Below are 11,418 nucleotides of genomic sequence, written 5' to 3'. Positions count from 1 at the left end.
GGGCAGGGCAGCGAAGCGGTGGAGACGGGGCGCGTCGACAGGTTCCGCCTGACGGGTGCCGGGGAGGGGGCGGCGATTGCGCAGCTGCGCGGGCGCATGCGGCTGGGTGGTCATGTGATCTGGGCGTCGGACTTTACCGAAACAGTGACGGAAAGCGGCGGTGGCAAGGGCCAGCCTGCCGCGCCCCGGCAGCGCAGTTACGGCTACAGCGTCAGCCTTGCGATTGCGCTCTGCGAGGGTGAGATCGCGGGCATCGGCCGGGTCTGGGCCGATGGGACGGAAATTGCGGCCAGCGATCTCAACATGCGCGTTTACACAGGATCGGCGGACCAATTGCCCGACCCCGCGATGGAGGCCGTAGAGGGGGCGGGACTGGTGCCCGCCTATCGCGGCACGGCCTATGTGGTGGTGGAGGACCTGTCGCTTGAACGTTTCGGCAACCGGGTGCCGCAGTTTTCCTTTGAAGTGATCCGGCCCGAGCAGCGCGGCGCGCCGGGTTCGGCGTTCACCCCCACCTACGGCCTTCGCGGTGTGGCCCTGATCCCCGGAACCGGGGAATATGCGCTTGCTACCACGCCGGTGAATTATCTGGAGGGGCCGGGCGTTCGGCGGAGCGCCAATGTCGCCACCCCACGGGGGGAGACTGATTTTGCCGTCTCTTTGGGCGAGCTTACGCGGGATCTGCCGGAGTTGGAGGCGGTTTCGCTGGTGGTTTCGTGGTTCGGCGACGATCTGCGCTGCGGGCGGTGCCGGGTCCGGCCCAAGGTGGAGGATGTGCGTATAGACGGGGAAACGATGCCTTGGCAGGTTTCGGGCCTATCCCGTGCAGAGGCCGAGCAGATCGCCCGGCAGGATGGCCGCCCGGTCTATGGCGGCACCCCCTGCGATGCCGCTGTGATGGAGGCCATCGCCGCCATGCAGGCGGTGGGGAAAAAGGTGATGTTCTATCCCTTCATCCTGATGGAGCAGCTGGCCGGAAACATGCTGCCCGATCCCTATAGCGACGCGCAAAGCCAGCCTGTCTTGCCGTGGCGCGGGCGGATCACGCTGGAACATGCGCCGGGCCGCCCCCTCAGCAGTGATGGGACGGACGATGCCACTGCGCAGGTCGATGCCTTTTTCGGGGCGGCGAAAGCAGATGATTTCACGGTGAGCGCGGAGGGGGTGAGGTATTCGGGACCGGCAGAATGGGGCTTTGCCCGGTTTATCCTTCACTATGCGGCGCTCTGCAAGGCGGCGGGCGGGGTGGACGCGTTCTGCATCGGCTCCGAAATGCGGGGGTTGACCCAGATACGGGGTGCGGGCGGTGTCTTTGCCGCGGTGGAACGGTTGCGGCAACTTGCGCGGGAGGTTCGCGCCATCCTCGGGCCGGAAGTAAAGATCAGCTATGCCGCGGATTGGTCCGAATACTTCGGCTATGCACCGCAGGATGGCAGCGGGGATCGGTTCTTTCACCTCGATCCCCTCTGGTCGGACGAGACCATCGATTTCATCGGCATCGACAACTACATGCCGCTGTCCGACTGGCGCGAGGGGGACGACCACCTCGACCGGGGGCGGTGGAACAGCATCTATGATGCGGATTACCTGCGGGCGAATATCGAAGGGGGCGAAGGCTACGACTGGTATTACCGTTCGCAAGAGGCGCGCGATCTGCAGATCAGAACGCCCATTACCGACGGCGCGCATGGGGAGCCCTGGGTCCATCGCTACAAGGACCTGCGCGGCTGGTGGTCCAATGCCCATCATGAGCGGATCGGCGGTGTTCGCGAGGCCGAGCCGACGGCATGGCAGCCGGGGTCGAAACCCATATGGTTCACCGAATATGGCTGTGCGGCCATCGACAAGGGGACGAACCAGCCCAACAAGTTCCTCGACCCGAAGAGTTCCGAGAGCCGTCTGCCGCATTATTCGGACGGGGGGCGCGACGATTACCTGCAGATGCAATACCTGCGCGCGGTAACGAGCTATTGGGCGCAACCTGCGCATAATCCGGTATCCGCCGACTACGGCGGCCCGATGATCGACATGACGCGCGCCTTTGCCTGGGCCTGGGACGCGCGGCCCTTTCCCGCCTTTCCGAACGATCGCGCCCGCTGGAGCGATGGGGAGAACTACGGACGGGGCCACTGGCTGAACGGGCGCACGTCGAACTGGGCGCTTTCCGCCGTGGTGCGTGACATCTGCGATGAAGCCGGGGTGCAAGATGTGGAGACCGGCAGGACGCATGGCGCGGTGCGCGGTTATCTGGTGGACCGGGTCGGGACGGGTCGGGCCGCGCTGCAACCGCTGATGCTACGCCATGCTTTCGACGCGGTGGAGCGGGAGGGGCAGTTGCAGTTTCGCCAACGGGATGGCGAGAAGCCCGTGCCGCTCGACCCCGAACGCCTTGCACAGACCGATGATCTGGGTGCGACCCTGATCCGGACCCGCGCGGCGGAGAGCGAGCTTTCGGGCCGGGTGCGGGTGCAGTTCGTTGAAGCGGACGGAAGTTTCGAGGCCATCACAGAAGAGGCGACACTTTCGGACGATAAAACCCTCAGCGTATCGGGGGCGGAGGTGAACCTGTTGATGACCCGGGGCGAGGGGCGGCAGGTCGCCCTCCGCTGGCTGATGGAGGCGCGGGTGGGGCGGGACAGGGCGCGCTTTGCGCTTCCACCGTCACGCTCTGATCTGGGCCCCGGGGATGTCGTCGCACTGCCGGGGCCTGACGGGAGCGGAGCGCAGCGATACCGGATCGACCGTGTGGATCAAGGCGATGCGCAGATCGTCAATGCGTTGCGTATCGAACTCGAGGTTTATCGCACGGGCCCGGCGGAGGAGTTGCCTGCCACCATGCGCAGTTTCGCGGCGCCGGCGCCGGTTACCGCGCTGCTTCTGGACCTGCCGTTGCTGCGGGGGGATGAGGTGCCTCATGCACCGCGGGTCGCGGCCTTTTCGCGGCCTTGGCCCGAGCGGGTATCTGTCTACCGGTCGTCGCGCGACGAGGGGTATCGCCCCGATACCCTGCTGGACCGGCCCGCCACCATCGGCTTGACGCGCACGCCGTTTTGGCGGGCACGCTCGGGCGTCTTTGACCGGGGGCCCGTGCTGGAGGTCGAACTGCTGGGCGGAGCGCTACAGTCGGTTTCGCCGGATGACCTGCTGGGCGGCGCCAATCTTGCGGCGATCGGGGATGGCAGCCCCGGCGGGTGGGAGGTTTTTCAATTTGCCGAGGCGCGGCTCATTGCGCCGCAAACCTATCAGCTTTCACTGCGGCTGCGGGGGCAGGCCGGCACGGATGGCGTGGTGCCCCTTGTTCGCCCGCCGGGCGCTTGGTTCGTCCTGCTGGACGGTGCGGCGGAGCAGATCGATCTGCCGCCGAACCTGCGCGGCGTGATGCAGCATCTGCGCATCGGCCCCGCCGCGAAGGGTTATGACGATCCGTCCTATACGCATATCGAGGCCAGCTTCGAAGGTGTCGGGCTGCGGCCCTATGCGCCCTGCCATTTGCGCCACGTCGCGGGAACGGGCGGGACCACGCGACTGGAATGGATCAGGCGCACGCGGGTAGACGGCGACCCATGGGGCGTAGGCGAGGTGCCGCTGGGCGAGGAGAGCGAACAATATCTGTTGCAGGTTCTCAAGGATGGGAGCCTTTTGCGGGAAGAGAGCCTGAACGCGCCGTTCTGGGAGTATACGCAGCCGATGCGCGATGCGGACGGCGCTGGTGGCCTGTGTGAGGTAACGGTGCAGCAGGTCTCCGCCCGGTACGGGCCAGGCCCGGCGGCGCGGCTCGTTGCCGCTCTTTGATGCGGGCGGTGTTCTATAGTGATCTGATCGCGGCGGCCCGGGCACTGGGCGGTTGCCCGCCGGGGGACCGCCTGCGCCTTTGTCACCGCATGCTGCGCGAAGCCGACTGGGCGGACCGCTATGCCCGCAGGCTCGGCAAGGTGCATCCCCGCTGGGGCAACGGCACGCTTGCAGCGGCAGCGGGCCAGTATCCGCAGGCCCGGGCGGCGGCCGTCAACGAGGCGGATCACCTTGCCTGCCTGCTCGTGATCCTGCGCGCGCTGGAGGCAAAATCCGCCGCTTCCACTTGTCACGCCCGCCCCACTGCATAGGTTGAGAGGGAATCAACAGCCGTTTGCCTTTGATCGGGCGATGCGGCATGGGGTATACTGGCATCAGCAAGGGACGTGCGACATGGCCGAACTCAAGCCCAAACTGGCGGAAGTCGATCCCGTCTGGGACAGGATCACCGAAGAGGCGCAGACCGCTGTGGCCAAGGAGCCGCTGGTAGGCGGTTTCATCCACGCCTGCATCCTGCACCACAAATCCATCGAAAAGGCGCTGTCCTACCGGATTGCGGCAAAGCTTGCCTCCAACGAGATGTCGATGATGGTGGTGCGCGAGGTGGTCGAACAGGCCTATGAGGCGGAGCCGGACCTGCTTCAGGCCGCACGGGCGGACCTTGTGGCGATCTACGAACGCGACCCGGCCTGCCATCGCCTCTTGCAGCCGATCCTTTATTTCAAGGGGTATCAGGCGATACAGGCGTACCGGATCGGGCACCACCTGTGGACCCAGGGGCATTTCGATCTGGCCTATTTCTTCCAGATGCGCATCAGCGAGATCTTTGGGGTGGATATCCACCCGGCGGCGCGGATGGGCAAGGGCATCATGATCGACCACGCCCATTCCATCGTGATCGGCGAAACCGCTGTCGTGGGCGACAATGTCTCCATGCTGCATTCGGTGACGCTGGGCGGGACCGGCAAGGAAGAAGAGGACCGGCACCCCAAGATCGGGGATGGCGTGCTGATCGGCGCGGGGGCGAAAGTGCTGGGCAATATTTCCGTCGGGTATTGCAGCCGCATCGCGGCAGGCTCCGTCGTGCTGGAGGACGTGCCGCCCTGCAAGACCGTCGCGGGGATACCTGCCCGGATCGTGGGCGAGGCCGGCTGCGAGCAGCCTTCGGTTTCGATGAACCACATGCTGGGCCCGCACGAGACCTGATACACACCTTATTTGGTCAATTTTGCGCGGGCATGCCGCACAATACGGAGCGTTCCCGCGGGATAAATCCCCCGGGGAACAGACACGGGCCAGCTAGGGCTGTTCCTTTATCGTGCCCAACAGCCAGTCCCTGACCTGCAGGGAGGCATCAGATGCGGCTTGCCGGGGCATCAGCAGATAGAAATCCAGTTCGCCGGCAAGAACGCTGTCGATCGGTTGCACGAGCCGCCCGGCCTCCAGATCCCGTTGCACCAGAAAACGGCTGGCCAATGCGATGCCCTGACCGGCAAGTGCCGAGTCGAGCGTCAGTGTTGTCTGGTTGAACCGGAGGTCGCGCGCCGGTTCGACGGTACGCTTGAACGCCGTTTCGATGAATGCGGGCCAAAGATCGTGCGTATCATGCAGGAGCGTCATGCGGGAGAGTGACGCCCCATCGAGGGGCAGATCCTCTTCCGCCACCAGACCGGGCGCGCAGACTGCCACAACGTCCTGACGAAACAAGAGGTTTGCACGCAGGCTCGCGCCGAATGGTGGCCGCGCCTGACGGACCGCCATGTCGATCCCGTCGGCATGGAAGCTGGCGATCCGCTCCGTCGCGGTGATGCGCAGGTCGATCCCGGGGCAGGCTTCGGTAAACTCCGAAAGTCGAGGGATAAGCCATTTCGACGCGAATGTAGGGGTCACGCTGATCGTCACCCGGGAGGGGGCTGATCGAAGCGCCGCCGTCGCCTCCGACAGTTGAGCGAAAGCGCGTGAAACAGCGACATGGTAGGCGCGTCCTTCCTCTGTAAATGCCAAGCCGCGGGGTTCTCGCAGGAACAGGCGTAGGCCCAGATGATCTTCAAGGCCGCGCACTTGCTGCGCCACCGCCCCTTGGGTCACGCGCAAATCGTCTGCCGCCGCGCGGAAGGTCATGTACCTGCCCGCGGCCACGAATGCCCGCAGCCCGTTCAACGGCGGAAGGTCGGTTTCATCATTCACCATAGATTATCTACACTCAAACCTCAGTGCATCTGGCTGGTCGGATACACCCTATTCCATATATGTTGATGTATACAGTGATTTTACATCTCTTCCGCAAGCGAGGAATTATATCATGACAGCAGAAAAAGTAGCGATTATCACCGCAGGTGGCAGCGGGATGGGTGCGGGCGCGGCGAAACGCCTTGCCTCCGACGGCTTCCAGGTCGGCATCCTGTCGTCTTCCGGGAAGGGAGAGGCGTTGGCCAAGGACCTCGGCGGCTTTGGCGTCACCGGGTCGAACCAGTCGGCAGAGGATCTGGCGCAGCTTGTTGAGGGTGCGATGGACCGGTGGGGCCGCATCGATGTTCTGGTGAATTCTGCCGGGCATGGCCCCAAGGGCGATGTTCTCGAAATGACGGATGCGGATTGGCACGCAGGCCTCGACGTTTATCTTCTGAATGTGATCCGTCCTACGCGGCTCGTTACGCCGATCATGGCTGCCCAAGGCGGCGGTGCGATCATCAACATCTCGACCTTCGCGACCTTCGAGCCCGATCCGCTTTTTCCCACATCCGGCATCTTCCGGGCGGGGTTGGCCGGATTCACCAAGCTTTTCGCGGACAAGCATGCGGCGCAGAACATTCGCATGAACAATGTGCTGCCGGGGTTCATCGACAGCTTGCCGGAAACCGAAGAACGACGCGCCCGTATCCCCTTGGGTCGCTACGGCAGGGAAGCCGAAGTCTCATCGCTCATCGCGTGGCTTGCTTCAGAAGAGGGCGGTTACGTCACCGGCCAGAACTGGCGGATAGACGGAGGGCTGACGCGTGGCGTCTGAATGCACCAACCTTCGACCGCATAGCCAGACCGCATTTGTCGTGAAATGGGCGGCCTCTGTGATCCAGATGCTGGGCTATGCTGGTACCGGCTTCGGCTGGACGCCCTGGAACCTCTACCTGTTCCTTGCGGGCGTCCTTGGCTGGCTGGTCGTCGGGGTGCTCTGGAACGATAGGGCAATCATGCTGATCCACTTCGTCGCTCTTGGGGCGATGTTGTTGGGCATGGCCAGCCAATAACGCGCGCCCGGCGCATCCCCGCGCCGGGCAACTTCATGCAATGGGCCTTCCATGGCTGCGGGTCATACCCGCCGTCAGGCGAGCATGATCATCGGATTTTCGAGGTTGTCCTTGATCGCGTTGAGCAGCTCTGCCCCCAACGCGCCGTCGATCACACGGTGATCGACCGAAAGCGTGACGGACATCACCGTGGCCACCTTTACCTCGCCTGCGTCGTCCACCACCGGTTTGCGGACCCCGGCACCCACGGCGAGGATCGCACCATGGGGCGGATTGATCACCGCGTCGAAGTTTTCCACACCGAACATGCCCAGGTTGGAGATCGCGAAGCTGCCGCCCTGATATTCCTGCGGGGCGAGCTTGCGGTTGCGCGCGCGGGTGGCGAGGTCTTTCATCTCTGCCGAGAGGGCGGAGAGCGACTTGGCATCCGCATCGCGCAGGACGGGAGTGAAGAGCCCGCCTTCGATGGCCACGGCCACCGCCACGTCCGACGGGGTCAGCTTCAGGATGCGGTCGCCGGCCCAGACGGCGTTGGCCTCGGGCACCGATTGCAGGGCCAGCGCGCAGGCCTTGATGATGAAGTCGTTGACCGACAGTTTCACACCGCGCGCTTCGAGCTTCTTGTTCAGATCGCTGCGGAACGCCATGAGCGCGTCGAGCTGGATATCCCGGCGCAGATAGAAATGCGGGATCGATTGTTTCGCTTCCGTCAGGCGGCTGGCGATGGTCTTGCGCATCCCGTCGAGGCTCACTTCCTCGAAATCGCGGCCTTCGTACATCTTGATGATGGACTCGGCGGTCGGGCCTGCCTTTGCGGGTGCAACGACCGGGGCCGCCTTTTCGTCCGCCGCCTTGCCGCTGTCTTTCGCGGGCGCGCCTTCCTTGCGGGGTTCGGCATTTTCCACGTCGGACTTGACGATGCGCCCGTGCGGGCCGGAGCCTTCGATGTCCTTCAGGTCAAGCCCGCGGTCCGCCGCGATGCGCCGGGCGAGGGGGGAGGCGAAGATGCGTTCGCCCTTGTCCGCGGATTTGCCTTCGGAGCCGGAGGTGCCGCCACTGCCTTGCTTGGGTGTCGCGTCAGTTTCGCCGCGGCCGTATCCGGCGGTGGGTTCGGTCTTGTCGGATGCCCCTGCCGGTTCGGCATGGCTGGATTTGTCTGCGGCATCATCCTTGGGCTTCGCATCATCTCCGCCCGATGCGATGTCATCGGCGCTTTCGCCTTCTTCCAGCAGCACGGCGATGGGGGTGTTCACCTTCACGCCTTCGGTGCCTTCGGCCACGAGGATCTTGCCGACGGTGCCTTCATCCACGGCTTCGAATTCCATGGTGGCCTTGTCGGTCTCGATCTCCGCCAGCAGGTCGCCGGAGGATACGGTATCGCCTTCCTTCACCAGCCATTTGGCCAGCGTGCCTTCTTCCATGGTGGGGGAGAGGGCGGGCATGAGAATTTCGGTCGGCATCAGTCAGTCTCCTCTACCAGCACGCGGTCCCATGGGGCCTTGACCCAGCCGCCTTCGACGCGGGCGGTATAGGCCGCGAGGATTTGCGGCAGGTTGGCGCGCAACCATTCGAGGCGCGCGTCGGCGTCCGCCCCGGCCCCGGCTTCTTCCTGTACAAAATCCTCGGGCACCACGATGCGGTAGCGGGTGTCACCGCCCGGCCCGGCGAGGATGTAGGCTCCGCGATCGTCATCGAACTGGAATGCGGCACTCATTTATAGGTCACCTTCTTGACGGCCTCGATCACTTCGTCGGTCGTGACCAGCGCGTGTTTTTCGAGATTGGCGGCATAGGGCATGGGGACATCCTTGCCGGTGCAGTTGATCACCGGCGCGTCGAGGTAATCGAACGCTTCCTGCATGATCACCGAAGAGATGTAGTTGCCCACGGAGCCTTGGGGCCAGCCTTCTTCCACGGTCACGCAGCGGTTGGTCTTGCGGACGGATTTGAGGATGCTGTCCGTGTCCATCGGGCGCAGGGTGCGCAGGTCGATCACCTCGGCTTCGATCCCGTCTTCGGCCAGTTTGTCAGCCGCCTGCAGGGCATAGCTCATACCGATGCCGAAGCTGACGATGGTGACGTCCGAGCCTTCGCGCCAGATGCGCGCCTTGCCGAAGGGTACGGTGTAATCGTCGATCTCCGGCACGTCGAAGGACCGGCCATAGAGGATTTCGTTTTCAAGGAAGACCACCGGGTTGGGATCGCGGATCGCCGTTTTCATCAGGCCTTTGTAGTCCGATGCGGAATAGGGCATCGCGACCTTGAGGCCGGGGATCTGCATGTACCAGGCGGCATAATCTTGGCTGTGCTGGGCACCCACGCGGGCGGCGGCGCCGTTGGGGCCGCGGAAGACCATAGGCGCGCCCATCTGGCCGCCGGACATATAGAGCGTCTTGGCCGCGGAGTTGATGATCTGGTCGATGGCCTGCATGGCGAAGTTCCAGGTCATGAATTCGACGATGGGCTTGAGTCCGCCGAAAGCCGCGCCGACGCCGATACCGGCAAAGCCATGTTCGGTGATCGGCGTGTCGATCACGCGCTTGGCGCCGAATTCGTCCAGCAGGCCCTGGCTGATCTTGTAGGCGCCCTGATATTCGGCCACTTCCTCGCCCATCAGGAAGACATCTTCGTCGCGGCGCATTTCCTCGGCCATGGCATCGCGCAGGGCTTCGCGCACGGTCTGTTGCTTGAGCTTGGTGTCGGCGGGCCAGTCCGGGGTCTCGTCGGGCTTGGGGGCTTCGGGTTCGGGCTTTGAATGGCCCGCGGCAGGCTCGTCCTTGCCGCTGTCCTGCTTGGCCTGCTTCCCGTCGGAGGACTCATCGGTCTTTTTCGCATCTTCGTCAGAGGCGCCATTGCCCGACGCGGCGCTGTCGATGTCGTCGGCGCTTTCGCCTTCCTCGAGCAGCACGGCGATGGGGGTGTTCACCTTCACGCCCTCGGTGCCTTCGGCCACGAGGATCTTGCCGATGGTGCCTTCATCCACGGCCTCGAATTCCATCGTGGCCTTGTCGGTTTCGATCTCGGCCATGATATCGCCGGAGGATACGGTATCGCCTTCCTTCACCAGCCATTTGGCGAGGGTGCCTTCCTCCATCGTGGGGGAGAGGGCGGGCATGAGAATTTCGGTGGCCATATCAGTTGCCCTCCATAGAAGTGATCATTCCGACGACATTGCCCTGGCCGTCTTCCACATAGGCGCAGCGGCCCACGCCGGGATAGTCCACGGGCGGGAGCGCTTCGGCCCCGCCGTTTTCCAGTGCCCAGGCATAGGAGGCATCGCAATCCTCGACCGCAAAGGTCATGGTGCCGCCCCGGATCGCGGAACCCGCGGCAGGCGCGTCGCCCATGCGGGCCATGATGCCGGCGGTCACGCCCTTGTCCTGCCCGATATCGCGGCCTTCGATCAGGTGATAGCTTGCAGCTTCACCGCCCTTCATCGGCTCGAACCGCCAACCGAAGAGGCCGCCGTAAAAGCTTTTCGCGGCGTCCACGTCGGCCGCGTGAATCTCGAAATGCGGCATCAGGCGCTGGCCTCCTGTGGGGCGTCGCCTTCGGCGTAGATATCCGTCCAGAGTTCTTCCAGCGCGGGTTCGGGGCTGTCCTTGGCGAATTCGGCGCTTTCGTTGACGATCTTCTTGATTTCCTTGTCGATGGCTTTCAGATCGTCCTCGCTGGCGTGTTTGCCTTCCAGCAGCATGCTGCGCACCGCATCAATGGGGTCACGCTCATCACGCATCTTCTGGACCTCTTCGCGGGTGCGGTACTTGGCCGGGTCCGACATGGAATGGCCGCGATAGCGGTATGTCTTGATCTCGAGGATATAGGGCCCCTTGCCCGCGCGGCAGTGGGCCACGGCCTTTTCGCCCGCATCCTTCACGGCGAGCACATCCATCCCGTCGACCGCTTCGCCGGGGATGCCGAAGGCCTCGCCCCGGGTGTAGATATCGGGGGTGGAGGTGGAGCGTTTCTGCGAGGTTCCCATGGCGTACTGGTTGTTCTCGATCACGAAGATCACCGGCAGCTTCCACAGCGAGGCCATGTTGAACGTCTCATAGACCTGGCCCTGGTTGGCCGCACCGTCGCCGAAATAGGTAAAGGTGACGCGGTCGTTTTCGCGGTACTTGTCAGCAAAGGCGAGGCCCGCGCCCAGCGGCACGTTGGCGCCCACGATGCCATGACCGCCGTAAAAGCGTTTCTCTTTCGAGAACATGTGCATGGAGCCGCCCTTGCCCTTGGAATAGCCCCCTTCGCGCCCCGTCAGTTCGGCCATCACGCCGTTGGGGTCCATGCCGCAGGCCAGCATATGGCCGTGGTCGCGGTAGGTGGTGATGCGGCTGTCGCCTTCCTCTGCCGCGGCTTCCAGCCCGACGACGACCGCCTCC

Annotated in this window: 11 protein-coding genes; 5 read left to right on the top strand and 6 right to left on the bottom strand. The window is 64.1% G+C overall.

Annotation, left to right across the window (positions count from 1 at the left end):
• The 3 genes from A3728_RS05425 to cysE form a co-directional block, all read left to right on the top strand.
• Nucleotides 1–3,792 (top strand): baseplate multidomain protein megatron (locus A3728_RS05425; RefSeq protein ID WP_067920966.1); only part of this gene is annotated, 3,792 nt, incomplete at its 5' end.
• A gap of 8 nt (nt 3,793–3,800) precedes the next feature.
• Nucleotides 3,801–4,103 (top strand): DUF7742 family protein, encoded by a 303-nt coding sequence (locus tag A3728_RS05420; RefSeq protein ID WP_150120657.1) that lies wholly within the window; start codon nt 3,801–3,803, stop codon nt 4,101–4,103.
• 82 nt (nt 4,104–4,185) lie between these two features.
• A complete protein-coding gene (cysE, locus tag A3728_RS05415; protein WP_067920962.1) occupies nt 4,186–4,998 on the top strand; it encodes a serine O-acetyltransferase in 813 nt (270 codons plus the stop codon).
• A 93-nt stretch (nt 4,999–5,091) separates the two neighbouring features.
• Here the strand turns inward: cysE and A3728_RS05410 are convergent, their stop codons facing one another.
• A complete protein-coding gene (locus A3728_RS05410; protein ID WP_443069041.1) occupies nt 5,092–5,979 on the bottom strand; it encodes a LysR substrate-binding domain-containing protein in 888 nt (295 codons plus the stop codon).
• A 115-nt stretch (nt 5,980–6,094) separates the two neighbouring features.
• Here A3728_RS05410 and A3728_RS05405 point away from each other — a divergent pair, with 115 nt between their 5' ends.
• Together A3728_RS05405 and A3728_RS05400 are read left to right on the top strand one after the other, a co-directional pair.
• Nucleotides 6,095–6,799, top strand: coding sequence for an SDR family oxidoreductase (locus A3728_RS05405; protein WP_067920958.1), 705 nt, complete (start codon nt 6,095–6,097; stop codon nt 6,797–6,799).
• Complete coding sequence (locus A3728_RS05400) at nt 6,789–7,037, top strand: DUF6552 family protein (protein WP_067920956.1); 249 nt, start codon at nt 6,789–6,791, stop codon at nt 7,035–7,037. The genes A3728_RS05405 and A3728_RS05400 overlap by 11 nt, the downstream gene beginning before the upstream one ends.
• Nucleotides 7,038–7,111: 74 nt before the next feature.
• On the opposite strand, the gene A3728_RS05395 is transcribed toward A3728_RS05400, so the two are convergent.
• The 5 genes from A3728_RS05395 to pdhA form a co-directional block, all read right to left on the bottom strand.
• Nucleotides 7,112–8,497, bottom strand: a complete 1,386-nt coding sequence (locus tag A3728_RS05395) for a pyruvate dehydrogenase complex dihydrolipoamide acetyltransferase (RefSeq protein ID WP_067920954.1) — start codon at nt 8,495–8,497, stop codon at nt 7,112–7,114.
• Complete coding sequence (locus A3728_RS05390; RefSeq protein WP_067920952.1) at nt 8,497–8,751, bottom strand: hypothetical protein; 255 nt, start codon at nt 8,749–8,751, stop codon at nt 8,497–8,499. The genes A3728_RS05395 and A3728_RS05390 overlap by 1 nt, the downstream gene beginning before the upstream one ends.
• Nucleotides 8,748–10,169, bottom strand: a complete 1,422-nt coding sequence (locus A3728_RS05385) for a pyruvate dehydrogenase complex E1 component subunit beta (RefSeq protein WP_067920950.1) — start codon at nt 10,167–10,169, stop codon at nt 8,748–8,750. The genes A3728_RS05390 and A3728_RS05385 overlap by 4 nt, the downstream gene beginning before the upstream one ends.
• Before the next feature lies 1 nt (nt 10,170).
• On the bottom strand, nt 10,171–10,557 hold the full coding sequence (locus A3728_RS05380) for a VOC family protein (RefSeq protein WP_067920948.1): 387 nt from the start codon (nt 10,555–10,557) through the stop codon (nt 10,171–10,173).
• Nucleotides 10,557–11,418, bottom strand: an 862-nt coding sequence (pdhA, locus tag A3728_RS05375; RefSeq protein ID WP_067920946.1) for a pyruvate dehydrogenase (acetyl-transferring) E1 component subunit alpha, incomplete at its 5' end; no start/stop codon positions are given. The genes A3728_RS05380 and pdhA, both read right to left, overlap by 1 nt.

The sequence above is a fragment of the Sulfitobacter sp. HI0040 genome (assembly GCF_001634885.1).
In the GTDB taxonomy this organism is placed as follows: Bacteria; Pseudomonadota; Alphaproteobacteria; order Rhodobacterales; family Rhodobacteraceae; genus Sulfitobacter.
The sequence above is the reverse complement of the archived record's forward strand: the minus strand, read 5'-3'. Positions and strand labels throughout refer to the sequence as shown.